At 57.1% G+C, this 25242-nt stretch carries 27 protein-coding genes and 1 riboswitch; of the genes, 12 read left to right on the top strand and 15 right to left on the bottom strand.

Going from position 1 to position 25242, the window contains the following annotated elements:
- Positions 1-44: 44 nt before the first annotated feature.
- From AC2FIM_RS18110 to miaB, 12 genes are all read right to left on the bottom strand, one after another.
- Positions 45-1730 carry a tryptophan halogenase family protein gene (locus AC2FIM_RS18110; RefSeq protein ID WP_271951588.1) on the bottom strand — a complete coding sequence of 562 codons (1686 nt, stop codon included), beginning with the start codon at positions 1728-1730 and terminating at the stop codon, positions 45-47.
- A gap of 254 nt (positions 1731-1984) precedes the next feature.
- Complete coding sequence (locus AC2FIM_RS18105; RefSeq protein ID WP_271951586.1) at positions 1985-2500, bottom strand: hypothetical protein; 516 nt, start codon at positions 2498-2500, stop codon at positions 1985-1987.
- 101 nt (positions 2501-2601) lie between these two features.
- Positions 2602-3219, bottom strand: coding sequence for a (d)CMP kinase (locus AC2FIM_RS18100; protein WP_142639443.1), 618 nt, complete (start codon positions 3217-3219; stop codon positions 2602-2604).
- Between the two features lie 5 nt (positions 3220-3224).
- Entirely contained in the window at positions 3225-4577 is a 1353-nt protein-coding gene (gene aroA, locus AC2FIM_RS18095; RefSeq protein ID WP_496678948.1) for a 3-phosphoshikimate 1-carboxyvinyltransferase, read from the bottom strand.
- Positions 4578-4646: 69 nt separating this feature from the next.
- Positions 4647-5357: a tRNA (guanine(46)-N(7))-methyltransferase TrmB gene (gene trmB / locus AC2FIM_RS18090; protein ID WP_496678946.1), complete on the bottom strand. Its 711-nt coding sequence runs from the start codon at positions 5355-5357 to the stop codon at positions 4647-4649.
- A 129-nt stretch (positions 5358-5486) separates the two neighbouring features.
- Positions 5487-6668 (bottom strand): methionine adenosyltransferase, encoded by a 1182-nt coding sequence (gene metK / locus AC2FIM_RS18085; RefSeq protein ID WP_142639436.1) that lies wholly within the window; start codon positions 6666-6668, stop codon positions 5487-5489.
- Between the two features lie 5 nt (positions 6669-6673).
- Positions 6674-6722: riboswitch (SAM-SAH riboswitch) on the bottom strand.
- Positions 6723-6764: 42 nt separating this feature from the next.
- On the bottom strand, positions 6765-8261 hold the full coding sequence (gene lnt, locus AC2FIM_RS18080; RefSeq protein WP_496708310.1) for an apolipoprotein N-acyltransferase: 1497 nt from the start codon (positions 8259-8261) through the stop codon (positions 6765-6767).
- Positions 8258-9145, bottom strand: coding sequence for a hemolysin family protein (locus tag AC2FIM_RS18075; RefSeq protein ID WP_496732211.1), 888 nt, complete (start codon positions 9143-9145; stop codon positions 8258-8260). Before AC2FIM_RS18075 ends, lnt begins: the two co-directional genes overlap by 4 nt.
- A 35-nt stretch (positions 9146-9180) precedes the next feature.
- The gene (gene ybeY / locus AC2FIM_RS18070) at positions 9181-9675 is read right to left on the bottom strand and encodes an rRNA maturation RNase YbeY (protein ID WP_142639430.1); all 495 of its coding nucleotides are present in this window, start codon (positions 9673-9675) and stop codon (positions 9181-9183) included.
- A 39-nt stretch (positions 9676-9714) separates the two neighbouring features.
- The gene (locus AC2FIM_RS18065) at positions 9715-10737 is read right to left on the bottom strand and encodes a PhoH family protein (RefSeq protein ID WP_142639428.1); all 1023 of its coding nucleotides are present in this window, start codon (positions 10735-10737) and stop codon (positions 9715-9717) included.
- 142 nt (positions 10738-10879) lie between these two features.
- Positions 10880-11590, bottom strand: coding sequence for an outer membrane protein (locus AC2FIM_RS18060; protein ID WP_281973462.1), 711 nt, complete (start codon positions 11588-11590; stop codon positions 10880-10882).
- A 236-nt stretch (positions 11591-11826) separates the two neighbouring features.
- On the bottom strand, positions 11827-13146 hold the full coding sequence (gene miaB / locus AC2FIM_RS18055; RefSeq protein ID WP_281973461.1) for a tRNA (N6-isopentenyl adenosine(37)-C2)-methylthiotransferase MiaB: 1320 nt from the start codon (positions 13144-13146) through the stop codon (positions 11827-11829).
- Positions 13147-13267: 121 nt separating this feature from the next.
- On the opposite strand from miaB, the gene AC2FIM_RS18050 reads away from it, so the two are divergent.
- Positions 13268-14131, top strand: coding sequence for a glycosyltransferase family protein (locus tag AC2FIM_RS18050; protein ID WP_496678966.1), 864 nt, complete (start codon positions 13268-13270; stop codon positions 14129-14131).
- Between the two features lie 5 nt (positions 14132-14136).
- Here AC2FIM_RS18050 and AC2FIM_RS18045 read toward each other — a convergent pair whose 3' ends face one another.
- Entirely contained in the window at positions 14137-14934 is a 798-nt protein-coding gene (locus AC2FIM_RS18045) for a phytanoyl-CoA dioxygenase family protein (RefSeq protein WP_496678936.1), read from the bottom strand.
- A gap of 86 nt (positions 14935-15020) precedes the next feature.
- Here AC2FIM_RS18045 and AC2FIM_RS18040 point away from each other — a divergent pair, with 86 nt between their 5' ends.
- Positions 15021-15911 (top strand): LysR family transcriptional regulator, encoded by an 891-nt coding sequence (locus tag AC2FIM_RS18040; protein ID WP_282022274.1) that lies wholly within the window; start codon positions 15021-15023, stop codon positions 15909-15911.
- A 2-nt stretch (positions 15912-15913) separates the two neighbouring features.
- On the opposite strand, the gene irrA is transcribed toward AC2FIM_RS18040, so the two are convergent.
- Positions 15914-16330, bottom strand: a complete 417-nt coding sequence (irrA, locus tag AC2FIM_RS18035; RefSeq protein ID WP_142639421.1) for an iron response transcriptional regulator IrrA — start codon at positions 16328-16330, stop codon at positions 15914-15916.
- A gap of 187 nt (positions 16331-16517) precedes the next feature.
- On the opposite strand from irrA, the gene fabA reads away from it, so the two are divergent.
- The 4 genes from fabA to AC2FIM_RS18015 are packed head-to-tail and all read left to right on the top strand — an operon-like array spanning position 16518 to position 19330.
- Entirely contained in the window at positions 16518-17027 is a 510-nt protein-coding gene (gene fabA, locus AC2FIM_RS18030) for a bifunctional 3-hydroxydecanoyl-ACP dehydratase/trans-2-decenoyl-ACP isomerase (RefSeq protein WP_142639419.1), read from the top strand.
- A gap of 31 nt (positions 17028-17058) precedes the next feature.
- Complete coding sequence (fabB, locus tag AC2FIM_RS18025; protein WP_281973459.1) at positions 17059-18288, top strand: beta-ketoacyl-ACP synthase I; 1230 nt, start codon at positions 17059-17061, stop codon at positions 18286-18288.
- A 5-nt stretch (positions 18289-18293) separates the two neighbouring features.
- The gene (locus AC2FIM_RS18020; RefSeq protein ID WP_142639415.1) at positions 18294-19085 is read left to right on the top strand and encodes an enoyl-ACP reductase FabI; all 792 of its coding nucleotides are present in this window, start codon (positions 18294-18296) and stop codon (positions 19083-19085) included.
- A gap of 59 nt (positions 19086-19144) precedes the next feature.
- Positions 19145-19330 carry a hypothetical protein gene (locus AC2FIM_RS18015; RefSeq protein ID WP_142639413.1) on the top strand — a complete coding sequence of 62 codons (186 nt, stop codon included), beginning with the start codon at positions 19145-19147 and terminating at the stop codon, positions 19328-19330.
- 15 nt (positions 19331-19345) lie between these two features.
- On the opposite strand, the gene AC2FIM_RS18010 is transcribed toward AC2FIM_RS18015, so the two are convergent.
- Complete coding sequence (locus tag AC2FIM_RS18010) at positions 19346-19774, bottom strand: FKBP-type peptidyl-prolyl cis-trans isomerase (RefSeq protein ID WP_142639411.1); 429 nt, start codon at positions 19772-19774, stop codon at positions 19346-19348.
- A 109-nt stretch (positions 19775-19883) separates the two neighbouring features.
- Between AC2FIM_RS18010 and AC2FIM_RS18005 the strand changes: the two genes are divergently transcribed.
- The 6 genes from AC2FIM_RS18005 to AC2FIM_RS17980 all read left to right on the top strand — a co-directional run bounded on the left by AC2FIM_RS18005 (position 19884) and on the right by AC2FIM_RS17980 (position 25225).
- Positions 19884-20570, top strand: a complete 687-nt coding sequence (locus AC2FIM_RS18005) for a haloacid dehalogenase type II (protein ID WP_496678930.1) — start codon at positions 19884-19886, stop codon at positions 20568-20570.
- Positions 20570-21397, top strand: coding sequence for an alpha/beta fold hydrolase (locus tag AC2FIM_RS18000; protein WP_496678928.1), 828 nt, complete (start codon positions 20570-20572; stop codon positions 21395-21397). Before AC2FIM_RS18005 ends, AC2FIM_RS18000 begins: the two co-directional genes overlap by 1 nt.
- Positions 21394-22368, top strand: coding sequence for a threonine ammonia-lyase (locus tag AC2FIM_RS17995; RefSeq protein ID WP_496708308.1), 975 nt, complete (start codon positions 21394-21396; stop codon positions 22366-22368). Before AC2FIM_RS18000 ends, AC2FIM_RS17995 begins: the two co-directional genes overlap by 4 nt.
- Before the next feature lie 57 nt (positions 22369-22425).
- Complete coding sequence (gene pcaD / locus AC2FIM_RS17990; RefSeq protein WP_496692936.1) at positions 22426-23214, top strand: 3-oxoadipate enol-lactonase; 789 nt, start codon at positions 22426-22428, stop codon at positions 23212-23214.
- Between the two features lie 12 nt (positions 23215-23226).
- Positions 23227-23952 carry an alpha/beta fold hydrolase gene (locus AC2FIM_RS17985; RefSeq protein ID WP_496708307.1) on the top strand — a complete coding sequence of 242 codons (726 nt, stop codon included), beginning with the start codon at positions 23227-23229 and terminating at the stop codon, positions 23950-23952.
- A 73-nt stretch (positions 23953-24025) separates the two neighbouring features.
- Positions 24026-25225 carry a TCR/Tet family MFS transporter gene (locus tag AC2FIM_RS17980; RefSeq protein ID WP_271951559.1) on the top strand — a complete coding sequence of 400 codons (1200 nt, stop codon included), beginning with the start codon at positions 24026-24028 and terminating at the stop codon, positions 25223-25225.
- Positions 25226-25242: the final 17 nt, after the last annotated feature.

The following is a 25242-nucleotide window of genomic DNA, read 5'->3' as shown; positions in this document are numbered from 1 at the left end:
CGGGTCGATTTGTATTCTTCTTCAGCTCCGAAAGGACAGAGCGCCTAAAACAGTTGCAGGTCTTTTGAACCGCTTTGGATTTCGGCGAAATTCGGCATGTTCTGGACCGCCAAAGGTACCGGGGCCGCGCCCGGCATCGCGACTGTTGGCTTCGCTGCTGCGGCCTTTCCAAAGGCTGGGCGCTCTAGCTCACCCCGGATATCGCGCAGCAGGGTTTTGTGATCAGGCATTGATCTGAGTATCTGCGCAAGATCCACTTTCGCGCCTTTCCACCACTGGAACCAGATCGGTTTCTTCAACGGCCGCAAGCGATCGCGGATGCCGGCACCATAGCCCGTATCATAGACCTGCTTACCCAAAAGAACCGTTTGATAGACGCGGAAATCGAAAAGCGTTGCAAACTCGATATCTCGTTCCAAAGGCAGGCGGTGCTGCCACAGCTCAAGGTTCTCGGCCAGCCGATCCGGTATCTTCATTTCGGTCCGCGCGTCGATCCAATATTGATCATCCGTGCGGTTGCCCAAGCGGTAGTGCAGACAAATGAAATCCAGAACCTCGTCATAGAGCTTGTCCATTTGCTTGTTATATCTCGCCCGCAGCGACGGTTCGATGTCCCGCGTGGGCAGATGCTCGGCGAACCAGCGCACCGCATGATCAATCATGTGGATCGCTGTACTTTCCAGCGGTTCGATGAACCCTCCGGCCAGTCCGATCGCCACACAATTCTTGACCCAGGCATTGCGCACTCGTCCGATACGCATCGGGATCACACGCGGCGTCGCACCTTTGCCGCTATCGCCCAGCCATTCGAGGTATTCATCCGCCGCCTGTTCATCCGTGCGATGCGCGGATGAGTAGACATAGCCCGTGCCCACACGGTTAAAGAGCGGCACCCGCCAGGTCCACCCCGCACCAAGTGCGGTGGACCGTGTGACGCTTTCAATTTTTTCTGGATCCGGGTGCTCGATCTGCAACGCCATGGCGCGGTCGTTGGGCAGATAGTCAGAATAATCCATGAATGGCTCGCCCAGCGCCTTGTTGATAATCAAGCCGCGAAACCCGGTGCAATCCACGACCATCTCAATGTCATGGCGGCCTTTCTTTTCCAGCATCAGATGACTGACATTGCCCTGCTCATCCAGCTCGACCGATTTCACCTCGTCCTGGATGTGCTCAACGCCGCGCTTGGTGCAAACCCTGGTCAACATGCCTGCAAACTTCACAGCATCCAGATGATAGGCATAGCCGAACCGCTGCTCAAACTCTGGCTGACCCAGTGGCCGCCCACCTTTGCACAGGCGCGCCAGATCATCATGGGGCGAGATGGACTGCGTGAAATCCCTATCGCCATTGCCAAAGCGCAGGAAGTATTCTGCGGGCTCTAACCCCTCTAACAACTGGCCATGCGCAAAAGGGTTCACGTAATCAATGCGATTGCCCTTGGCGTCCTTGTTCCAATTACAAAACTTCACGCCCAGCTTGAACGAGGCGTTGGTCTCACGGAAGAAATCCCGCTCTGAAATGCCGGCCTGGCGCAGCGTGACCGGCATCCGTGGAACCGTGGCCTCGCCGACGCCCACAGTCGAGATATTGGGGCTTTCGATCAGGCAGATACGCGGGCGATCCTTGGGTGCTGACGTGCGTGAAAACACCATTTCCAGGATCATCGCGGTCATCCAACCTGCCGTGCCGCCACCCACAATGGTGATCTTGCGCAAACGATTATTCATATTTTCTGTCCCTGTTGGTTTTGGGGTTTTTTAGCCGCCTGCCCTTTTTGATTTTGGGGCTTGTAAAGCAGCTTTCCCTTTTTGCCTGAGAGAAACTATAACAGCTTTCCTGCATCCAGCTAGGCACTATGACGGCCGAACCTGCATACATGCCGGGTCATCAGACCCGGCAACACAGGCCGCTCGCCACTGCGCGACTTTCTTTAGGATGGTGGATGCTGCGAGAAAGGAAATGCGCAAGTACCGGCCCTGCGTCAGATATCCTCGCCTTTTTTCAGAAGCTCTTCGATCAGAGCGCGCTGAAGATCATTGCTATCGCCGCCGCCAAATTCCGCAACTCCGCTGGAATACAAGGTGCCGTAGGTGTTGGCGATGTTCACCGTCTGGGCCAGCCCCGAGATCAACTGATCCCTTTCTAGCCGCGACAAGGGGTGGATGAACGCAGCCCACAAGGTGCCATTGGCAATCGCATATCGCGCATCCAGGGTACTGTCGAAATTCGCCTGCATCATCCGTTGCATGTCCTGAGCACTCAGATCTTCGACACTTTGGATCGACACCATGGCCCGCATCCGGTCCGCATTGACGTCGGTAATCACCAGAACGGGAACCTCCGCGATGGTAAGCTGAAAGCCTGGCCCAAGAGGCTCTGTCTCGGGGTCAAGCGCAAACAATATCTTGCCCAAACGCTCGTAGGTCATTGGCGGTTCTGCCTCTTGCGCTGAAAGCGCACTGGCGAGAAAGGTAAAAATCAAAATCAGGCGGAACATCGATTACCTCCGGCAGATGTCGATACAAAGGTAATCGACGCCTCGGGCGCTGGCCAAACAAAGCTTAGTGAACAAAGTTGTGTTTGCTCTGGCAAACGGCCCTAGGGCAGAACTGGTTCGATGACCTCAATCGCGCGGGCGAGAGCTGCGTCAATGCTCAGGTCCGAGGTATCCAGTATGACCGCATCCTCAGCTGGCTTCATAGGTGCCGTGCTGCGTTCGGCATCCCGAGCGTCCCGCTCACGCACATCGGCCAACACCTGTGAGCGTGTAACCTCATGGCCCTTGGCGTCCAGTTCCAGAAACCGTCTCTCAGCGCGCACTTCGGCGCTGGCGGTGACAAACAGTTTAACCTCGGCCCGCGGGCAAATAACGGTTCCGATGTCACGACCGTCCAACACTGCACCGCCCGCGCGGCGCGCAAAGGCGCGCTGAAAATCGACCAATGCAGCCCGCACCTCGGGGATAACTGCAACTTTCGAGGCCGCTTGCGCGATTTCAGCCGTGCGCAGATCACCCTGATCCAGGTCCTCGGCAGTCAGCGTTTGCGCGGCACTAACCGGGTCGGCACCTTCCAGCGTTCTGCGGCCAACCGCACGGTAAAGCAGGCCGGTATCGAGATGCGCAAACCCGAAATGGGCGGCAACGGCATTGGAAATCGTGCCCTTCCCCGCTGCTGCCGGGCCATCGATTGCTATGGTGAAACTGGCAACTGCCATCGCATTTACCGGTTGTTTCGCTGCAGCCGCGCACCAAGGCCAGCCATCAACGGTTCGAAGATCGGGAAAGACGTTGCGATCGGGCCGCCATCGTCGACTCCGACCGGATTTTTCGCCCCCATACCCATAACCATAAAGGACATCGCGATCCGGTGATCCAGAAAGCTCTCACAGGTGCCGCCGCCGGGAACATTGCCAATTCCCAAACCATCCACAGACCACCAATCATCGCCCTCATCGACGGTGACGCCATTAACGCGCAGGCCGCGGGCCATCGCATCAATACGGTCGCTTTCCTTGACGCGCAGCTCTTTCACGCCGCCCATCATCGTGGTGCCAGTGGCATTTGCCGCGACCACAGACAGAACAGGGTATTCGTCAATCATCGACGCCGCCCGTTCCGGAGGAACCGAGATTCCCTTCATATCGGGCGAATAACGCGCGCGCAGATCCGCAACCGGTTCGCCGCCCTCTTCACGTTCATTCTCATAAGTCAGATCAGCACCCATCTCACGCAGAGTGGTAAACAGACCCGCGCGGGTCGGGTTCAGACCGATGCCCGGAACCAGAACGTCAGACCCGGGCGTGATCAGCGCCGCACAGACCGGGAAGGCCGCGCTCGAGGGATCGCGGGGGACCGCGATGACCTGCGGTTTCAACTCGGGTCGCCCGGTCAGGGTGATAACGCGCCCCTCATCGGTATCCTCGACCGTGATTTCGGCCCCAAAGCCTGCCAGCATCCGCTCGGAATGGTCGCGGGTCGCTTCGGCCTCAATCACCACGGTTTTGCCCGGAGCATTCAGCCCCGCCAGCAAAACGGCAGATTTCACCTGCGCGGAGGGAACGGGAACCACGTACCGTACCGGAACAGGCTCTGCCGCGCCCACAATCGTCATCGGCAGGCGCCCACCGGAGCGGCCCACCGATTGCGTGCCAAACAGCGCCAAAGGATCGGTCACCCGCGCCATAGGGCGCTTGTTCAGGCTGGCATCGCCAGTGAATGTCGCCGAAATCGGACAGGTCGCCATCGCGCCCATGATCAACCGAACGCCGGTGCCCGAGTTGCCACAGTCGATGACCTGATCAGGTTCGGCAAAACCGCCGACGCCCACACCATGGACCGACCATTCGCCGCCTCCGTGATCCGTCACCTCAGCCCCAAATGCACGCATCGCCTTTGCGGTGTCCAGAACGTCCTCACCCTCCAACAGACCGGTGATCCGGGTTTCACCCACGGCCATCGCGCCCAGGATCAGCGATCGGTGCGAGATCGACTTGTCACCAGGCACCTCGGCCGTTCCGGTCAGCGGACCGCAAGGGTGCGAGGTCATCGGGATGGGCGTGCCGTGTCCGGACATGGGGGCTCCTGTTTTCGCTATCAGTTCCCAAGCCGATTAGCGAATTGGGGCCGCTTGGTCCAGCCGCAATCAGTCGTTGCGGCGGAAGGTCAGGTAATGCGGTGTCCGCCCTTCGCGCAGGGCCTTCTGCTCATAGCGCGTGGAAATCCAGTCTTCCCAGGGCTCGCGCCAATCGGTGGGGCGTTCCGCCAACCATTCGAAACCAGCGCCCGGCACCTCTTCCAACGTTTGGCGGACATAGTCGGGAATATCTGTTGCAACGCGAAAGATCGCGCCCGGTTTCAACGACCGCGCCAACGGCTCCAGATGCTCTGGGGTCACGAACCGACGGCGGTGATGCCGGGTTTTGGGCCAGGGATCGGGGTACAGAAGAAAGGCGCGTGATATGCTGGCTTCGGGCAAGACATCAAAAAGATCGCGCGCATCGCCGGGATGCACCGCCAGATTCTCGACCCCAGCCTTGCGAATCTTGCCCAACAACATGGCAACACCGTTGATATAGGGTTCAGCCCCAATGATGCCGATATCCGGATTGCTGGCCGCCTGATGCACCAGATGCTCGCCGCCGCCAAAGCCGATCTCAAGCCAGACATCCTTGCCACCGAACAGTTCCTTCAGATCCAGCGGATTGCGTTCAGGATTGCTCTCCCAGTCCACAGCACCCGGAGACAGCGCATCGAGGTCTTCGCTCAGATACGTCTTTTGGCTTTGCTTCAGGGTCTTGCCTTTGAACCGGCCATAAAAGTTTCTGCGGGGGCGTTGGGGGGTCTGGGTGCTCATGGCGGTGCCCATACTGCGGGGACGGCTCAGAGGCAAGGGGCGGCGGCAGAGCAGAATAGCCGCCGCCTCTCATACAATTCCCAAGAAATAGGCGCGCCCGCAAGGGCGCACCTATTGATAACAGTCAGATCAAACCGCCGCTTTCAACGCGTCTGCTAGATCTGTGCGCTCCCAGCTGAAACCTCCATCCGCTTCCGGCTGGCGGCCAAAATGGCCATAGGCTGCTGTGCGCTGATAGATCGGCTTGTTCAGCTCCAGATGCTGACGGATGCCGCGTGGGGTCAGGTCCATCACCTGGCCGACGGCTTTTTCAATCCGATCATCCGCGATCTGCCCCGTGCCATGCGTGTCCGCATAGATCGACAGAGGCCGGGAAACGCCAATGGCATAGCTCAGCTGGATCGTGCAACGCTCGGCCATTCCCGCGGCTACGACATTCTTGGCCAGATAGCGCGCGGCATAAGCCGCCGAACGGTCCACCTTGGTCGGGTCTTTACCCGAAAACGCTCCGCCACCATGAGGCGCTGCACCACCATAAGTGTCCACGATGATCTTACGACCGGTCAGACCCGCATCTCCGTCCGGACCGCCAATGACGAACTTGCCGGTTGGGTTGACGTGCCAATCGGTCTGATCGGTCAGCCAACCCTCGGGCAGAGTTTCGGTGATATACGGCTCAACAATGGCACGAATATCGGCCGAGCTCAGCGTCTCATCCAGATGCTGGGTCGACAGAACGATCGAGCTGACGCCAACCGGCTTGCCATCCTGGTAGATCACTGACAGCTGCGATTTCGCATCCGGGCCCAGCGCAGGCTCGGTCCCGTTCTTGCGCACCTCGGCCAGACGGCGCAGGATTGCATGGGAATACTGGATCGGCGCAGGCATAAGCGCGGGTGTCTCGGTGGTGGCATAGCCGAACATGATGCCCTGATCACCAGCACCTTCGTCCTTGTCACCCGACGCATCTACGCCCTGCGCAATATGTGCAGATTGCTCATGCAGCAGGTTCGTAACTTCTACCGTCTCGTGGTGGAACTTATCCTGCTCATAGCCGATATCCTTGATACAGGCGCGGGCGATCTCGTCGATGCGGCCCATATAGTCATGCAGCTTGTCCTGATCAGACAGCCCCACTTCGCCGCCGATCACCACGCGATCCGTTGTCGCAAAGGTCTCGCACGCAACGCGTGCCTCGGGTTCTTCGTTCAGAAATGCGTCAAGTACAGCATCGGAAATACGGTCACAAACCTTATCCGGATGCCCTTCGGAAACGGATTCCGAAGTAAAGGTATAGTTCTGTCGGGACATACAAGTGCTCCATTAAGATTACCCCGTCACGCCAGGAAGCCGTTGTGATGGGCACAAGAGGGGATAAGCCCCCCGAAACTGAGGGTCAATGCGAAATCATAGGTTTCGCCGCCGCAGCCCGTACCAAAACAGGCTAAACAGCACCAATAACACGGCAAAGACAGTATTATCCCCCATTCGGGAATAAGCCGTCGGAGAATGAGGCGCCGGAAGTCCGGCATCAATATAGCCCGCCTGCCCAAGCGGCAGGGCCTCGGTGATCCGGCCCAGCGGGTCAATCATGGCGGAGACGCCGGTATTGGCCGAACGCATCATGGGCAGCCCCTGCTCGATGGCGCGCATCTGTGCCTGAGCCAGGTGCTGATACGGTCCTGAGCGCGTTCCGAACCACGCATCATTGGTGATTTGCAGAAGGAAATCAGCGCGCCCCGGCGCGGATAGGACATCCTGGGTGAACACAGCTTCGTAGCAGATCAACGGCAGCGCTTTACCCAATGGGCCTGCATCCAGCAGCGCCGCCCCCGACCCGGCGCTGAACCCATGTCCGGTGGTTGCAGCCATGCCATAGATCCCGAACCGCGCCATCACGTCGCCAAACGGAACATATTCGCCAAAAGGCGCCAGATGATGTTTGTCGTACAGCCCCTGCTGAGCCCCATCCACATCAAGGTAGATCATCGAGTTGTAGATACGCGGCCCGTCGCCTCGTTGAATTCCCAGAACAACCGGCGTGCCTTGCGCCGCCTCGGCGATGGCATCCAGATACGGCTGCGCGCTGCCCAGCCAGGCGGGAACCGAGGTTTCAGGCCAAACGATCAGGTCTGGCTGCGGTTCGGCGGCAGTAAACTCGATCTGACGTGCGAAGAAAAGAGGTGCAAACTCTGGATCCCATTTCTGATGTTGCAACGCATTGGGCTGAACCAAGCGAACGATATGTCCCGTTTCGACCACAGCGGGCCGCGTCCCTGCATAGCCCAAAGCCAATGCGACCGATGCCACACTGATGCCCAAGGGCACGAATACTCTGGAACGCAGCGCCAAAGCCGCCCCTAGTGGCAGAGTCGCCACCAAGGTCAGCGCCCCAAGCCCGTAAGGCCCAAAAAGTGACAGTAGCTGCGCAATAGGGGTCTCGACCCAGACCTGCGCCAGCCCGGCCCAGGGGAACCCGGTCAGAACATAACCCCGGGCACATTCCGCCAACGAGATTGCCAAGGCGAGAAACAACGCCTGTGAAACCCCGCGCGCGCCGGGCCTGCGAGCAACCCAGAATGCCAGCGCCCAGAACAGCGCCAAACCACCAGCCATGAAGACCAAAGCAAACGGAGCCATCCAAGCGTGACGATCGGCGTCCACCAGAAACGGCTCGACAATCCAGCTGAGTGCATGGGCGAAATACCCGGTCCCAAACGCCCAACCGATCCACGCCGCACGCGCACGTGTCTCGGTGCTCTGAAATATCGGTGCGACCAACACCAACGCCAATACAGAAGCCACCCAATACCCAAAGGGAGCCAGACCAAATGCAGCCAGCCCTCCCAACAAACCAGAAAGGACAAATCTAAGCCAAATGGGCCAAGCCCGTATCAGGTTCATGCAACGATATCCGGCAGCATGACACGCAGCCGTTTGATGCGCCGCGGATCCGCATCAATCACCTCAAATTCAGGCCCTTCCGGATGCAGAACAACCTCTCCTCGTGCTGGAACCCGTCCGGACAACATGAAGACCAACCCGCCAAGCGTGTCGATCTCTTCCTCATCGACATCCTCGTGGCTGGTTAGGGATCGCCCGATCTCGGCTTCGAAATCTTCAAGGGGTATCCGCGCCTGCACCACATAACATCCAGGTTTTTCCTGAACCCAAAGTTGGCTTTCATCCGCGTCATGTTCGTCCGCGATCTCACCAACAACCTGTTCGATCAGGTCTTCGATCGTCAGCAACCCGTCGACACCACCATATTCGTCGATCACCAATGCCATGTGGCGGCGCTCGGTTTGCATTTTGGTCATCAGCACACCGATCGGCATCGATGGCGGCACGAACAGCAATGTCCGCAACATCGACACCAGATCAAACTCAGTCGAGCCGCCGTTGAACCCGTGCGTCAAAGCGAAATCTTTCAGGTGGATAAAGCCCAAAGGCGTATCCAGCGTTCCTTCATATACAGGTATCCTGGACAGACCGCTATCCCGGAAAACCTGGGCCAGCTCATCTTTAGATATCGTCGACGGTACTGACACGATCTCGACCGTAGGAATCGCCACGTCCTCGACCCGCATCCGGCGCAGGTTAATCATGCCGCGAGGTTGAGCCGGATCGACCTCTTGCCCATTGACCTCAGAAGCCGAGTCTTCACTCTGCGTTGAGAACGCATCCACTATTCGAGAGAAAAGTCCTGGTCTCTCAGTGACATTTTCGTTGCCGTCCTTCGGTTGCGCGCCCTGCGCCGCCATAGAACTGCCGTCTGTTTCGCCCATTTTCCCATTCCAAATGATAAGCCGAAAGGCTCGCTCTAAGCATTATATGGGTCATCAATACCCAGTTTGCCAAGTATCTCCACCTCAACACCCTCCATCAGCGTGGCGTCGAGATCACGAATGTGATCATAACCCAGCAAATGCAACAGGCCGTGAACGATCAGATGTGTGACATGATCATCCATGTTTTTCCCTGCCTCCGCCGCCTCGCGAGCACAAGTATCATAAGAAATCGCGATATCGCCCAGAGCAATTTCCCCTGAGAAATCGGGTTCAGGGAGTATCGGAGTCTGCCCGGCGGAATCCGCAGCCAAATCTTCGGCTGGCCAGCTAAGCACATTGGTCGGTGACGCCTTTTCGCGGAATTCCGTGTTCAACTGGGCGATCCGTGCATCGTCGCATCCCAGCAGGCTAACCTCACACTGGTCCGCATCAAGATCGCAATGATCCAAAACCGCCCTTGTGGCGCGCTCTGCCAAAAATTCGAGCCCGTCCCAGCGCGGGTCTTCAACCGATAGTTCCAGGTTCATGCCACCATGTCCAAAATCCCGATACCGGGACCCAGAAGATCAACCCGTTTCACGGCCCGTATCGGCCTCATACGCTTCGATGATCGCGGCGACAAGTGGGTGCCGGACAACATCCTTGGAGGTGAAATAGTTGAAGCTGATATTTGGTATCGTGCTCAACAGCCGTTCTGCATCCGCCAATCCCGACTGAACTCCGCGCGGCAGGTCAACCTGTGACCGGTCGCCTGTTATGACCATGCGGCTGCCTTCGCCCAAACGGGTCAGGAACATTTTCATCTGCATGGTCGTGGCGTTCTGCGCCTCATCCAGCACAACGAAGGCGTTCGCGAGCGTACGGCCACGCATGAACGCCAGAGGTGCAATCTCGATGCGCTTTTCCTCGATCAGCTTGGCCAGTTGTTTCCCGGGCAAAAAATCATTCAGCGCATCATAGAGCGGCTGCATATAGGGATCGACCTTGTCCTTCATGTCGCCAGGTAGATATCCCAGCTTTTCGCCCGCTTCGACGGCGGGACGACTGAGGATGATGCGGTCGACATGCCCGCCGATAAACATCGATACGCCAACGGCCACGGCCAGATAGGTCTTACCTGTGCCCGCCGGACCTATGCCAAAGGCCAGCTCATTGTTGAACAAGGACTGAACATAGACCTTTTGGGCGTCAGTACGCGGCTCGACCAGCTTTTTGCGGGTTTTGATCTCAACCGAACCACCCTTGAACATCTCAAGCTGATCGCCATCCCGGCTGCCGGTTCCTGTCTCCGACCCGCCCATGCGAAGTTCGCGGTCTACATCCGCTGCTTCTACGTCACGACCACCTTCCAGGCGGGTATACAGCGCTTGCAGAACTTCGATCGCCTGTTTTTGGGATTCGTCGTCACCCATGACAACCAGTTGGTTGCCACGGCGCACGATCTGCACGGTCAGCTTCTGTTCGATTTCGGTCAGGTTGCGGTCATATTCGCCGCAAAGATCTATCAATAACCGATTGTCTGGAAATTCAACAAACGCTTCCCGCTGGGGCGTTTCATTTTGCGGTGGGTTCAGGGCACCAATGGCCAATCCGCTCTCCTGTCTGGGCGTTTCACCCCAAGCGTAGACAACATTTCTTGGTGGGCGCAAGCCAGAGATTCAAATTTTCCGTACAGAATGGTAAAACCGCCGATCAAGTTGGAGGCACCGCGAACGTTCCATACAGGCAAACCTAGAACTGATAGTTCAGGCCAAACCGCAAACCACGGTAACGGGGCGTCGATTTGGTCGTAAACCCGTTGTCAAATTCGACGGTTTCAGAATCGAACCGGACGTATTCATATTCCCCAGTGATCGACCAGTTCTCATTCAGTTTGTGCTCGGCGCCAATGCTGGCCGAGAACCCTTTTCGACTGTCTTTATCCTGAAAGGACTGGGTTGTTGCCCCGGATGTAATCGAACTGGTCGTGGTTATATCGCCATGCACGTAACCAACGGAAATAAAGTATAACACTCTGCCACTTGGGTTTGTCAGACCGTTCCGAAAGCGAATTGAGATGACATCCGAAATCTCTGAACCGCCATTGACGACCGAGGTTCCGATCTGCGTCGACACTTCATCGTCCAGAGATCCGAAATCATAGCCCAACTCGACCCCATAGACGTAGTCACGCCCGCCTTTTGCGGGCAGGAGACCGCGCCAACCGCCCCGAATACCACCGTAACTGCCGGTGAGGTCCAATTCGCCGACAGCAAACGTATCTGTAGGCGTCGTCAGGCCAAAGCGGTCCGAGCCGCTGGTCGAATAGCCGGCTGTCAAGCCCAGATAGAAGGCGCTAACATCGCTGCCATAACGTGCTGACGATATTACCGGCGGTTCAGATAAATCCGGATCCAGATTCCCTGCGGCAGCGGAATTGAGTACCAGAAACAACGCGGCCATTGCGGGAAGGGCAACCCTGATATTAGACCCTGCACTAAATCTCAAATTTTTCACTCGCACCCTCCGTCATCCCGATCCGACACCAGGATCAGCACTGATATGCCGTTTCAGGAGGCGTTAGCCTAGGCCCCGAAAAAACCTGACTTTTCTCGGAACATAATTCCAAGTGATAAATCAAGGGTAAATCTTGGAAACAAATACCAGCGATGGTATCCGCATCACAGATAAAGGACGGGTCAGAGCAACTGCCCCGCCAGAGAATTCGCACCTGATCCGATGATCAAAACGTCCCGCAACGCGCCGATTTCCACATCCGCATCAGAGACGTGAACCGAATGAAGATATTCAGATTTTCCCACCATCTGTCCCGGCAACCGGCCGGTTTTTTCGAACAGAACGCGGACTTTGCGTCCAACCATGGCATCCTGAATTTCGCGTTGATGACGCGTGATCAATCCCTGCAGCCGCTGTAGGCGGTCATCCGCCACCCCAGGATCAACCTGAGACCGCTCGGCTGCGGGCGTTCCCGGGCGCGTCGAATACTTGAACGAATAGGCATAGCCGTATTTGACTTGCTCGACCAAATCCATGGTGGCCTGAAAATCTTCGTCGGTTTCTTCAGGGAACCCAACGATGAAATCACCAGACATGACAATATCCGGACGCGCAGCGCGGATACGCTCAATCAGACGCAAATAGCTTTCGGCTGTGTGACTGCGGTTCATCCGCTTCAGAATGCGATCCGAACCCGACTGGACCGGTAAATGAAGATAGGGCATCAGTTTTTCGCAGGTGCCGTGCGCCTCGATCAGGTCGTCGGCCATGTCGTTCGGGTGCGACGTGGTAAAGCGGATGCGCTCTAGCCCGTCGACCTTGTTCAACTCCCAAATCAGTCCCGCCAGCGTCATGTCGCCGTTCGGCCCAGCCCCGTGATAGGCGTTGACGTTCTGACCCAGCAGAGTGATCTCGCGCACGCCACGTTCGACCAGATCCTGTGCCTCGCGGATGATACGGTCCACCGGACGGCTGACTTCGGCGCCTCGGGTATAGGGCACGACACAAAAGGCACAGAATTTATCGCAGCCTTCCTGAACGGTCAGAAAAGCGGTGGGGCCACGTTTGGCTTTGGGACGATTCTTGAGCTTTTCGAACTTGTCCTCTTCGGGGAAATCCGTGTCCAGTGCCTTGGCGCCTTCGCGCGTCTTGGCTTCCATCTCAGGCAGACGGTGATAGCTTTGCGGGCCAACCACCAGATCGACCAGGGGCTGACGGCGCATGATTTCTTCGCCCTCGGCCTGCGCGACGCAGCCCGCGACCCCGATCTTGAGATCGGGTTTTTCGGCTTTCAACCCTTTGAAACGCCCCAGCTCGGAATAGACCTTTTCGGCTGCTTTTTCCCGGATGTGACAGGTGTTCAGCAGAATCATATCCGCGTCATCCGGGCTCTGGGTTTCGACATAGCCCTGCCCCCCCAGGGTCTCGGCCATACGCTCGCTGTCATAGACGTTCATCTGGCAACCATAGGTCTTGATGTACAGCTTTTTGGGTTCTGACATGGGGTTGGGCCTTTGCGTTCGCGGGATCGGCGTCATCTATACCCAACGAACGCCGCTTGCAATGCCAGCGCGATTACCCGATTTTGACCGAAAACTCCAGTTGGACGGGGCCGGACAGGCAATGCAGTACGACAGTCTCACTTCTTTCATTCAATCCGGCAAGGCCGCGTTGGCCAAAGGTCCGGTTGCGATGATCTTCGCCGAAGACGATGTCGAGATCGACGGCACCATCCGGCACCATCTGAACCTTGGCTTCAAGTCACTGATCGTGTTTATGCCCGAAGCCTTTACGCTGGATCCTGAACTGACCGAGCGTATCCACAGAGTGACACTGACCTGCGCACCAAGAACCGTCGTCTTTGACACGGTTAATCAGGTCATCCGGGCCGCCCCGGATCTTTGGATGTACTACTGCTATAATGCCGAATACCTGTTCTTTCCTTTCTGTGAAACGCGCACGATCGGAGAGTTGCTGGCTTTTCACACCGAAGAACGCCGCAACGCCATGTTGACCCATGTGATCGACCTCTATGCCGATGACCTTGGCGCCTTTCCAAACGGGGTTGCCCCGGATCAGTCCATGCTGGACCGCACCGGGTATTACGCACATGCCCGACACAATGCTGAAGGACACCCGCTGGAAAGACAGCTGGACATATCCGGCGGTTTGCGCTGGCGGTTCGAAGATCACATCCCCTATGAACGCCGCCGCATCGACAGAATCGGGTTGTTCAAATCGCGAGATGATCTGTTGTTACTGCCCGACCACACGTTCAATGAGCCCGAGTACAACACCTATTCCTGCCCCTGGCACCACAATCTGACGGCTGCGATCTGCTCCTTCCGCGCAGCCAAAGCGCTTAAAAGCAACGCGGGGTCGACCTTCGACATCCCCAGTTTCCGCTGGCGCAACTCGGCTCGGTTCCAGTGGTCATCCCAGCAGCTGTTGGAACTGGGGCTCATCGAATCGGGGCAGTGGTTCTAGGCAGCTCAGCGTCGCAGCAGAACCGGGAACCAATCTTCCCGCAAACGCTGCCCGGGCTGCATGTCGTGGCCCGGAAACGGAGGCGAAGTGCGCCCCGGACGTTCCACATATCGCGCATCCTCCCCAACCAACCGCAAGGAAAAAGCACGGCGGCGGCTGTCAGACTGGTTTCCACGCGCGCCATGCAGCGTACGGTAGTTGAAGGCAACCGCGTCACCGGGTTCCATTTCGAATTCAACCACCCTCATACCTTCGGCATCGGGGTCGGGAATGGGGATGTACTGGCCTTCATCCGCGAAAAACCCTTCTTCCGAGACCCAACGCGTGGGCAGAACCTCTTTCTCCCATCTATGTGAACCTGCCACACAACGAAGGGTGGCCTGTGTCACCGGGTCCAATGGCGACCAGAAACTGATCGTCTGACTGCCCTCGACGAAATAGTATGGCCCATCCTGGTGCCACGGCGTTGCCATCGACGTGCCTGGTTCTTTCACCAGAACATGGTCATGGAACATTTGTACGGTTTGCGACTGCATCAGATCCGCTGCGACCTCGGCTGCCGGTGAATTGTGGATCACGTTCTGGAACTGTTCGATACGCGACCAGTTGCAGTAATCATCAAAGAACAGACCGGTTTCGCCCTGTTTTTGGTTGTCCGACGCATATGGTCCGGGTTCAGCCATATTGGCCGCGATGCCGTCACGCAGCGTATCCACGTAGTCGGCGAACAAATCTTTGATCAGAACCACGCCGTCCTGTTGGTATGTGTCAATCATCTCTTGCGTAACCAGGGGGTGTGCCATCTGCGCCTCCGTTCGAATTTAACCTGAATTTGCTCATGAAATTTTCATCTATTCAAATAATATATTTGAAATGTATAGTTAACTTTATGTTATACGTTACCCTACGCCAATATGAATATGTCTGCGCCATCGGACGGCATGGCAGCCTGTCTGCTGCAGCGTTGCATCTAAACGTTTCGCAACCAGCCCTGTCGAATGCGTTGACCCGGGTCGAAGACCAGTTGGGCTATCCGCTGTTTATCCGAAAGCGCGGAGCGGCCATGGCGCTGACACCGCAGGGACGCAGCTTTATTGAAAACGCCGAGGCCCTGCTAACACGTGCCGCACGTTTGGAAAATTCTGGTACAGACAGGACCGCAACCACGCGCCTGCGTCTGGGCTGTTTCGACGACCTCGCGCCTTTCCTGCTGGCAAAGGCTCTGCATAGCCTGCGACAGAACATGCCCGAAGTTGATATCACGTATCGCGTAGACGAATTTCAGGGCCTAATTTCCGGCCTCGTCAATGGTGAGATCGACCTTGCCTTGACTTATGGTCTGACACTGGATGCGGCTTTTTCCACCACCACCTTGTTCACCAATCGACCAATCGCGGTTATGACAAAAGGCCACCCCTTGGCCAATCGGGCGCAGGTATCATTGCAGGATGTCGTGGCCTACCCCCTGATCCTGTCGAACGAGGGACTATCTGCGCAGCATTTCCTGAGTCTCTTCCGTCAACTTGGGCAGAACCCCAATGTCGCACATCGGGCCGCGTCGCCCGAGATCCAACGCAGCCTCGCGGCGCATGGCGAAGGCGTTGCCATCAGCTATGCCAACATTCCTGCCAAGACCAGCTATGACGGGATGCCGTTGGTCAGCATACCTGTGTCAGATGAAATCGCAGCAGAACCCGTTGTTGTGGCACGGCATGGAACAGGCCCTATGGATCCGCATAGCGAAAAGGCACAGCACATCCTGACCGGACTGATGACGTAAATTTACTTTTTACGCAGACGGATCACAACGTCGACTGACGCGATCTCAACCCCTTCAGGCGCGTCGGGCAGTCGCTGGATGACCAGCTGTTCGGACGGAGCATCGCTGAGCCGGCCCTCATCTTCCCAATAGAAATGCGGATGATCATGCGTGTTGGTGTCGAAATAGCTTTTCGATCCGTCAACGGTAATTTCTTGCAGAACCCCGGCATCGCAAAAGGCGCGCAACGTGTTGTAAACCGTCGCCAGAGAAACAGCATCTCCGTTCTGTTTGGCCGATTCAAACAGGCTTTCGGCGGTGACGTGGCGATGGCGGCCATCACCGACCAGCAGCTCTGCCAATGCTACGCGCTGACGCGTCGGACGCAATCCGGCGTGAACCAACCAACCTGTGGCTATGCTCTGGCAATCTGCTGTCATCAGTCCAATACCAATTTGTTGCTGAGGTATATATAAGTGCTGTAGTCAGGTAATTTCAAATGAATTTCATTCGCAGAGAATAATGTAAACACAACATGATGTAGGCCACTGCTCTTGCAGGACCTTGCATACGGGTGCTAGACGAGACCAAATTAGATGGAAAGACCCCTGGCAGGAGAGGCGCAGAATGGCCCAATTCCCAAGCAGCTTTGACAAGGACGATCTGCTGAAATGCGCCCGCGGCGAACTATTCGGCCCCGGGAACGCACAGTTGCCCGCCCCGCCGATGTTGATGATGGATCGGATCACCGAGATTTCGGCCGATGGTGGCGCCCATGGCAAAGGTCATATTCTCGCTGAATTCGACATTACGCCCGACCTTTGGTTCTTTGATTGCCATTTCCCCGGCAACCCGATCATGCCCGGCTGCTTGGGCCTGGACGGTTTGTGGCAGCTGACCGGATTCAACCTGGGCTGGCGCGGCTGGCAAGGGCGCGGCATGGCCGTTGGAGTGGGCGAGGTCAAGCTGACAGGTATGGTACGCCCGGACCGCAAGATGCTGACCTATAAAATCGACTTCAAGAAAGCGATCCAGACCCGCCGCCTGACTATGGGTGTCGCAGATGGTATCGTCGAAGCCGACGGTGAGATGATTTACGATGTCAAGGACATGAAAGTAGTTCTGTCCGAAGCCTGAGCCTGACCGGCCCCAAATAAGGAGCACGCACATGCGTCGAGTAGTTGTCACCGGCTTGGGAGTTGTCTCTTCCATCGGGAACAATGCCGAAGAGGTTCTGACCTCACTCAAGGCCGGCAAGTCCGGCATCGTGGCCAATGACCAGATGGTCGAACATGGCTTTCGCAGCCAGATCGCCGGGTCGCTCAAAATCGACGTTAGCGAACATGTGGACAAGCGCACCCTGCGCTTTATGGGTCCCGGAGCGGCCTATGCGCATATCGCGATGAGCCAGGCGATTGCCGATTCAGGATTGACCGAAGACCAGGTTGCCAACCCACGTACCGGCCTTGTCGCCGGATCGGGCGGACCGTCGACCAGCGCCATGCTGACTGCGCATCAGACCGTTCTGAAAAACGGCGCGACCAAGCGGATCGGCCCGTTTGCAGTTCCTAAATGCATGTGCTCAACCATTTCGGCCAACCTTGCGACCGCCTTCAAGATCAAGGGCATCAATTACTCGATCACTTCGGCCTGTTCGACCTCGTTGCATTGCATCGGCAATGCCGCAGAGCAGATCATGATGGGCAAACAAGATATAATGTTCGCGGGCGGCGGGGAAGAGCTGGACTGGACCTTGTCCTGTCTGTTCGATGCAATGGGTGCCATGTCGTCGAAATACAACGATACGCCCGAAAAAGCTTCTCGTGCATTCGACCAAGACCGCGACGGGTTCGTGATATCCGGCGGAGGCGGTATTGTCGTGCTGGAAGATCTGGAACACGCATTGGCACGCGGCGCCAAAATCTATGCTGAAGTGACGGGTTTTGCAGCAACCTCCGACGGTCACGACATGGTAGCCCCCTCTGGCGAAGGTGGCGAACGCGCCATGCGTCTGGCGCTGGACACCCTGCCCGAAGGCCGCAAGGTCGACTACATCAATGCCCATGGCACCTCGACCCCGGTCGGAGATGTCGGCGAAGTCGAAGCTGTGCGCCGTATTTTTGGCGAGGGAAGCGTGCCGCCGATTTCCTCGACCAAGTCGATGACAGGTCACGCACAAGGTGCGGCTGGCGCGCTGGAGGCTATTTTCTGCCTTTTGATGCTGGAACATGATTTTATAACGCCGTCGATCAACGTCGACACGCTTGCCGAGGGCATCCAGCCCGGAGAAATTGCAACTCAGCTAGTTGAAAATGCAGGTTTGGACAGCGTCATGACCAACAGCTTCGGCTTTGGTGGGACGAACGGGTCCATGGTTCTTTCAAAGTATAACGGGTGAATGGAATGTCAGATCTAATGAAAGGCAAACGCGGCCTCGTTATGGGCGTGGCGAATGACCGTTCGATCGCATGGGGCATCGCAAAGGCCATGCACGAAGCGGGCGCTGAATTGGCATTCACCTATCAGGGCGAGGCATTCGGAAAGCGGCTGGAACCGCTGGCGCAGAGCCTTGGCAGCGATTTCATGGTCGATGCGGACGTCACCGATGACGAGTCGTTAGATCGCGCTTTTGACGAGCTTGCCCAGCGCTGGCCCACCATAGATTTTGTTGTCCACGCCGTCGCCTATTCTGACAAATCCGAGCTCACAGGCCGGTTCCTGGACACCAGCCGGGCGAATTTCAAGAATTCGATGGATATTTCGGCCTATTCGCTGATCGAAGTGGCCCGCCGCGCCTATCCGATGATGAAAGAAAACGGCGGTACGATCCTGACGCTGACCTATCAGGGGTCTAACCGGGTTGTGCCCAACTACAACGTAATGGGTGTGGCCAAAGCTGCGCTGGAATCAGCGACCCGTTATCTGGCCAACGATCTTGGACCTGACGGAATCCGGGTGAACGCAATCTCTCCGGGTCCGATGAAAACACTGGCCGGTGCGGCCATCGGTGGGGCCCGCAAGACCTTCAAGTTCTGCGACCAGAACGCTCCAATGCGCAGCAATGCCACGCTTGAGGCTGTCGGCGGCACCGCGGTTTATCTGGCTTCGGATGCGGGGGCATGCACCTCGGGCGAAGTTATTCGTGTTGATGGTGGCTTCCACGTTCTGGGAATGCCTCAACCGGACCATATGTGACCATTTCTTTCCCTGTCAGTGCCAAGATTTGACCATCTTTCGCAGGCAGGGATAGTTGCATGAACAAAGCAGAGCAAATCATCGCCAGCAGCAAGCGGGTTTCCCGCCGAAAACCGGGTTTTCTGGGGTTTAGGGGCCGCGTCGCCTTGATGACCCTAACAATGCTGCTGATGCTGTTTGTATTCTTCACTCAGCCGCATGTACGCGAGATCTTTGCATCATGGACCAGCCTGTTTTCAGGCTGATCCAGATCACGAAACTCAATTCACCGAAACCACTTCGATTTCGAAAATCAGGTCCCTTCCGGCCAGAGGATGGTTCGCGTCCAGCGTGACGGTCACCTCATCAGCCTCGACAACAGTTACCGGCAATGCGTGCCCTTCGGGCGTTTGCATCTGTAACTGGGTGCCGGGTTCAAGCGGGATGTCGTCCGGAATACCTTCGCGTGGAATGCTCTGGCGCATTTCGGGATTGATCGGCCCATAAGCATCAACGCAGGCGATCTCGACACGTTTTTTGTCCCCGGCCACCAGACCAGGCATAGCACTGTCCAATCCGGGAATGATCTGCCCGGACCCCACCTCGAATTCCAGCGGATCGCGCCCTTGTGAACTGTCAAAGACATTCCCGTCCTGCAACGTACCGGTATAGTGGATGCGAACTGTGTCGCCCTGTTTTATCGCTGTCATTTTGGCCTCCGGCCGATAAAAAATTGAGCGGTCAAACCTAGGCAATGAAGCAACATTGTAAACCCTTAGCACTTTTGCAAACCTGCACCGAATGAACGGAGGGGAATTGATGCCGATCACAACCTGCATTTTTGATGCATACGGCACGTTGTTCGATGTGGCCGCCGCTGCAAGGCAAGCCGCATCGGAACCTGGCAATGAGGCGCTGCAGCAGAAATGGCCGGAACTGGCCAATCACTGGCGCCTGAAACAGTTGCAATACACCTGGCTGCGTGCGGTGGCCGATGCACATGCAGATTTCTGGGACGTCACCCAGGACGGTCTGGATTGGGCACTAGAGGCAACGGGGCTGGACCAGCACCCTGCCCTACGCCAGCGCCTGCTTGATCTCTACTGGGAATTACAGGCCTATCCCGAGGTTCCCGAAATGCTGGCCACCCTTAAGGCCGGCGGGATGCAGACTGCGATCTTGTCGAACGGATCACCGCCGATGCTGGATGGTGCGGTTCAATCCGCAGGGATAAGCGGCGTTCTCGATGATGTTCTGTCGGTCGAAAGCGTCGGCGTCTTCAAACCGCATGCCAAGGTTTACGATCTGGTCGCGCAGAGGTTCGGCTGCGAGCGCGACGAAGTCTTGTTCGTCAGCTCAAATGGCTGGGACGCGGCGGGGGCCAGTGGCTATGGTTTCGTCACCGCCTGGGTCAACCGTGCGAACGAACCAATGGATCGGTTGCCATGGCAGCCAACGCATGTACTGTCCGACCTGACATCCATTCCGGAACTTGCAGGACTCTGATGCCCTTTTTTTCGACCAACGACGGCAAACGCCTCTATTTCGAAGACACCGGCAGCGGCAGGCCGGTCCTGTGTCTGGCTGGCCTTACCCGAAACAGCCGGGATTTCTCATTTCTTGCCCCGCACATGACCGATTGGCGGATGATCGCGATGGATTATCGCGGGCGCGGGCAATCCGAGCATGACTCGGATCACGGGAACTATAGCCTGTTACGCGAATCTCAAGACGTGATCGATCTGCTGGATCATCTTGACCTGGATCAAGTGACCGTGATTGGGACCTCACGTGGAGGCCTGATCGCGATGACCTTGGCCACCACCAACCCAAAGCGGCTGGCGGCTGTTGTGCTCAATGATGTTGGTCCGGTCTTTAATCCATCGGGCATCGCCAAAATAATGGAATATGTCGGCAAGCAACCGGTCTCGAAAACCTATGACGAGGCCGCGCAGGCGCTTCAGCACATGATGGGCCCGCAGTTTCCAGGGATTTCACTGAAAAGATGGCGGCAGATGGCTGAATTTCAAAATCAGGAAACGACAGAAGGTTTGACCCTGCGCTATGACCCGGCCCTGCGCACAGCGCTGCTGGAACAGGCCGCAGCCGGGGCAATCCCGGATATGTGGATTTTCTTCGAGGCCCTGCAAGACATCCCAACGGGTGTCATTCGCGGTGAAAATTCCGATCTTCTGAGCGCGCAGACATTGGCCGAGATGCAGAACCGGCACCCGGGGTTGATCTCGGCTACCGTGCCCGATCGCGGACACGTGCCGTTTCTGGACGAACCTCAATCATTGGGCGTTATTCGCAAAGTACTGGACGCGGCATGAGCACACTTGAAATGATCGAAGCCGCAGCCCTGCGTCTGCAAGGGCACGTCAGAGAAACACCAATCCTGACCTCTCCGTTTTTGGATGAAATCGCGGGTCGCCGCGTGTTGGTAAAACCGGAATGCCTGCAGCACACCGGCAGTTTCAAGTTTCGCGGGGCGTGGTCGGCCATTTCGGGCCTCAGTGAAGCAGACCGAAAGAAAGGTGTGATCGCCTATTCCTCGGGCAATCATGCTCAGGGCGTGGCTTATGCCGCCGCACAGCATGGTATTTCGGCTGTTATCATCATGCCCTCGGATGCCCCAAAGCTCAAAATCGACAACACGCGCGCTCTGGGGGCCGAGGTGGTTCTGTATGACCGCTCCAATGAAAGCCGCGAAGAAATCGGGGAGGCCGTGGCGGCCAAGCGTGGCCTGACCCTGATCCGCCCCTATGATGAACCGCTGGTGATAGCCGGACAAGGCACAACCGGGCTGGAAATCGCGCGCCAGGCGGCTGTGCTGGGCGTCGAACAGGCTGATGTGCTGGTCTGTTGCGGCGGCGGGGGGCTGACCTCGGGTATTGCGCTTGCGCTCGAGGGGCACGCACCCGGTCTGCGCGCCCGCCCCTGCGAGCCCGAAGGGTTTGACGACGTCAAACGCTCGTTGGCGCTGGGACGAATACAGAACAACGCGGCCACATCTGGCAATATCTGCGACGCCATTCTGACCCCGCAACCCGGCGACATCACCTTTCCGATCCTGCAACGGCTGTGCGGTCCCGGCCTGTCTGTGACCGAAGAAGAGGCGATGCGCGCCATGGCTTTGGCCTTTCTGCGCCTGAAGATCGTGCTGGAACCGGGCGGTGCGGTTTCCCTGGCCGCAGCGTTGTTTCGCAGGTCCGAAATTCAAGGAGACGCCGTTATCATTGTCGCATCGGGTGGCAATGCGGACCCGGACGTCTTTGCCAAAGCTATGGAGTTCCTGACCTGACAACCGCCGTCGGTTCCGGCAGCGTGTCAGTTCAGCATGCAAAGACAGAGGATTTTTATGCAGATAGCTGACCTTGGGGATGTACAGCTTCATTACCGGATCGACGGCGACCCACAAGGCGCGCCGATCGTGTTCGCGAACTCGCTGGGCACTGATCTGCGCCTGTGGGACGCGATGCTGCCATACCTGCCTGACGGGCTGCGAGTCATTCGATACGACAAACGCGGGCATGGCCTGTCCTCGGCGCCTCAGGCGCCCTATTCGATGGGGGCGCTGATCCGCGATGCCGAAGGCCTTCTGGATCACCTAAAGGTCCGAGATTGCGTTTTTGTCGGTCTGTCCATCGGCGGGATGATCGCGCAGGGTCTGGCCGTCAAACGCCTGGATTTGATTCGCGGGCTGGTTCTGTCAAATACAGCGGCCAAAATAGCCACCCCGGCGATTTGGGCGGACCGTATAGAAGCCGTCCGGATCGGCGGCATCGAAATGTTAGCCGACTCAACTATGGAGCGCTGGTTCTCGCGGGCTTTCCACGCGTCGCCCCAGCACCTGCTATGGCGCAACATGATGGTGCGGCAACCTGTTGAAGGTTATCTGGGATGTTGCGCCGCCATTTCCGGAACCGATTTTTACACGCCGACAAGTGGCCTGCGTTTGCCGACTTTGGGCATTGCGGGCAGCGAGGATGGCTCTACCCCGCCGGATCTAGTAAAAGAAACCATTGATCTTATTCCCGGTGCCCGTTTCGAATTGATACGCAAAGCGGGCCATCTGCCCTGCGTCGAACAACCCATTGAATACGCGGCGCTACTAAAAGACTTTTTGACTGGCATCGGTCATATCTGAAGGAGCATTGCTTTGGCGGATTTTCTGTTGGTCCATGGCTCATGCCATGGTGCCTGGTGTTGGAGAGATTTGATCCCAGCACTTGAAACACGCGGCCATTCGGTCCGCGCAATTGATATGCCCAGCCACGGATCTGACCCGACGTCGATCGACCAGGTGACCCTGGACAGTTGCCGGAACGCCGTTCTGGCTGCGAGCAGATCGGATACGATCATCGTCGGCCATTCTTGGGGGGGATACCCCATTAGTGCCGCCGCCGAATTGAGACCGTATGCGATGCGCGGACTTGTTTTCCTGTCCGCCTACGTCCCCGAGAACGGATTGTCGATGGTCGAGATGCGCCGGAAATCACCGCGGCAAACAATAGTTGATGCCGTCGAAAAATCGACTGACGGGCTGTCCTATACGGTCAAACCCGATAGCGTGAAGGCCTTGTTTTACCACGACTGCCCGGAAGAGGTCCTGCTTTATGCGCTGGCTCGGCTTTGCCCGCAGGCGATTGCACCTCAGGAGGCACGGCTTACCCTGACAGAACATTTTCAGGATATGCCCAAAGCATATATCCGAACACTCGACGACCATACCATCCCGCCTGAATACCAGCACATCATGAGCCTCAGCATGCCCGAGGGAATGCGCCATTCCATCCAAAGCTCTCATTCGCCATTCTTTTCGCACCCTGAAGAACTGGCTGATCTATTGGACGACATCGCGCAGGGCTTTGATACTCTTGACTGATCTGCGAAATCTTGCGGCTTTCCTCTGAACCTGACCCCCGATAGGGTGCCCGAAACTTTCTTTGTCGGTTCCCATGCGCTTACCTTTCCTGTTTGTTCTTGCCACTGTCATGATTGATGCAATGGGGATTGGCCTTGTGCTGCCCATTATGCCCGAGCTCATTATTGATGTTCAGGGTGGTACGCTGGCCAGCGCGGCGATCTGGGGCGGCGTCCTAAGCACCGCTTTTGCAGCGATGCAATTTATCTTTGGACCGATCCTGGGCAACCTGTCTGACGCTTTCGGGCGCAGGGGGGTATTGTTGGTATCTCTGTTTGTTATGTCGTTGGACTATGTGGTCATGGCGCTTGCTGGCAGTATCTGGCTATTACTTGCCGGTCGGATCGTCGGCGGGATCACAGCCGCAACTCATTCCACCGCCGCGGCGTTCATGGCGGATGTGTCGAAACCCCACGAAAAAGCTGCGAATTTCGGTCTGTTAGGGGCGGCATTCGGGGTTGGCTTTGTCCTGGGTCCGGTCATCGGCGGATTGCTGAGCGAATATGGAACCCGTGCGCCCTTCTGGGCTGCCGCAGCGCTTTCGGCCATAACATTCGGCGTCGGTTTGATGGTGATGCCTGAAACGGTGACCGATAAGAACCGGCGCCCGTTCAGCCTGCGCCGCGCTAACCCCTTGAATTCATTGCGTGCCATCGCGGCGCTGCCGGGGATCCGTCCGATGTTGTGGGTCTATTTCCTCTATTCAGTCTCAATCTACGTCTATCCGGCCATTTGGGCCTATTTCACCGCCGAGCGTTTTGGATGGTCACCCCAGATGATTGGTGTGTCGCTGGGTCTTTATGGAATTGGAATGGCCGCGGTTCAGGGCGGATTGATACGCCCCGCCACACGTTTTCTCGGCGAACGCGTAACAATCCTTCTCGGGATGGTGTTCGAGATTGTCAGCTTTCTGCTTCTGGCTTTTCTGACTAATGGAATAATCGCGCTGATGCTGATCCCGATCACGGCTATCGGCGCAGTAGCAACCCCGGCAATCCAGGCTCTGGCCTCGCGCGCAACACCAGATTCGCAACAAGGAGAGCTTCAGGGCGTGCTAACTTCACTGCACGCGCTTTCCATGGTGATTTCCCCTCTGGTCATGAGCAGCGTATTTGCCTGGTTCGCAAAGCCCGGCACCGCCATCTATTTTCCCGGCGCGCCGTTTCTTCTGGCCATGTGCCTTATGATTGTCGGCCTTATCCTCTTTTACAGATCTCGCCCCATTTCTGCATAACAACGACATGACGATGA

This window comes from Ruegeria sp. CDSC052 (assembly GCF_059610685.1).
Note: the sequence above shows the minus strand (reverse complement) of the source record. Positions and strands in the feature narration are given on the sequence as shown.

Bases quoted from the DNA above. Each gene is read 5' to 3' on its own strand.
- AC2FIM_RS17995 (WP_496708308.1), top strand. From the start codon at position 21,394: ATGAGCACACTTGAAATGATCGAAGCCGCAGCCCTGCGTCTGCAAGGG.
- AC2FIM_RS18045 (WP_496678936.1), bottom strand. From the start codon at position 14,934: ATGGCACACCCCCTGGTTACGCAAGAGATGATTGACACATACCAACAG.
- AC2FIM_RS18100 (WP_142639443.1), bottom strand. From the start codon at position 3,219: ATGGCAGTTGCCAGTTTCACCATAGCAATCGATGGCCCGGCAGCAGCG.
- AC2FIM_RS18040 (WP_282022274.1), top strand. From the start codon at position 15,021: ATGTTATACGTTACCCTACGCCAATATGAATATGTCTGCGCCATCGGA.
- AC2FIM_RS18075 (WP_496732211.1), bottom strand. From the start codon at position 9,145: ATGGGCGAAACAGACGGCAGTTCTATGGCGGCGCAGGGCGCGCAACCG.
- AC2FIM_RS18010 (WP_142639411.1), bottom strand. From the start codon at position 19,774: ATGACAGCGATAAAACAGGGCGACACAGTTCGCATCCACTATACCGGT.
- AC2FIM_RS18105 (WP_271951586.1), bottom strand. From the start codon at position 2,500: ATGTTCCGCCTGATTTTGATTTTTACCTTTCTCGCCAGTGCGCTTTCA.
- trmB (WP_496678946.1), bottom strand. From the start codon at position 5,357: ATGAGCACCCAGACCCCCCAACGCCCCCGCAGAAACTTTTATGGCCGG.
- ybeY (WP_142639430.1), bottom strand. From the start codon at position 9,675: ATGAACCTGGAACTATCGGTTGAAGACCCGCGCTGGGACGGGCTCGAA.
- miaB (WP_281973461.1), bottom strand. From the start codon at position 13,146: ATGTCAGAACCCAAAAAGCTGTACATCAAGACCTATGGTTGCCAGATG.
- fabA (WP_142639419.1), top strand. From the start codon at position 16,518: ATGGCCCAATTCCCAAGCAGCTTTGACAAGGACGATCTGCTGAAATGC.
- AC2FIM_RS18050 (WP_496678966.1), top strand. From the start codon at position 13,268: ATGCAGTACGACAGTCTCACTTCTTTCATTCAATCCGGCAAGGCCGCG.
- AC2FIM_RS18110 (WP_271951588.1), bottom strand. From the start codon at position 1,730: ATGAATAATCGTTTGCGCAAGATCACCATTGTGGGTGGCGGCACGGCA.
- AC2FIM_RS17980 (WP_271951559.1), top strand. From the start codon at position 24,026: ATGCGCTTACCTTTCCTGTTTGTTCTTGCCACTGTCATGATTGATGCA.
- lnt (WP_496708310.1), bottom strand. From the start codon at position 8,261: ATGAACCTGATACGGGCTTGGCCCATTTGGCTTAGATTTGTCCTTTCT.
- AC2FIM_RS18020 (WP_142639415.1), top strand. From the start codon at position 18,294: ATGTCAGATCTAATGAAAGGCAAACGCGGCCTCGTTATGGGCGTGGCG.
- AC2FIM_RS18005 (WP_496678930.1), top strand. From the start codon at position 19,884: ATGCCGATCACAACCTGCATTTTTGATGCATACGGCACGTTGTTCGAT.
- aroA (WP_496678948.1), bottom strand. From the start codon at position 4,577: ATGTCCGGACACGGCACGCCCATCCCGATGACCTCGCACCCTTGCGGT.
- fabB (WP_281973459.1), top strand. From the start codon at position 17,059: ATGCGTCGAGTAGTTGTCACCGGCTTGGGAGTTGTCTCTTCCATCGGG.
- AC2FIM_RS18060 (WP_281973462.1), bottom strand. From the start codon at position 11,590: ATGGCCGCGTTGTTTCTGGTACTCAATTCCGCTGCCGCAGGGAATCTG.
- pcaD (WP_496692936.1), top strand. From the start codon at position 22,426: ATGCAGATAGCTGACCTTGGGGATGTACAGCTTCATTACCGGATCGAC.
- metK (WP_142639436.1), bottom strand. From the start codon at position 6,668: ATGTCCCGACAGAACTATACCTTTACTTCGGAATCCGTTTCCGAAGGG.
- AC2FIM_RS18000 (WP_496678928.1), top strand. From the start codon at position 20,570: ATGCCCTTTTTTTCGACCAACGACGGCAAACGCCTCTATTTCGAAGAC.
- AC2FIM_RS18015 (WP_142639413.1), top strand. From the start codon at position 19,145: ATGAACAAAGCAGAGCAAATCATCGCCAGCAGCAAGCGGGTTTCCCGC.
- irrA (WP_142639421.1), bottom strand. From the start codon at position 16,330: ATGACAGCAGATTGCCAGAGCATAGCCACAGGTTGGTTGGTTCACGCC.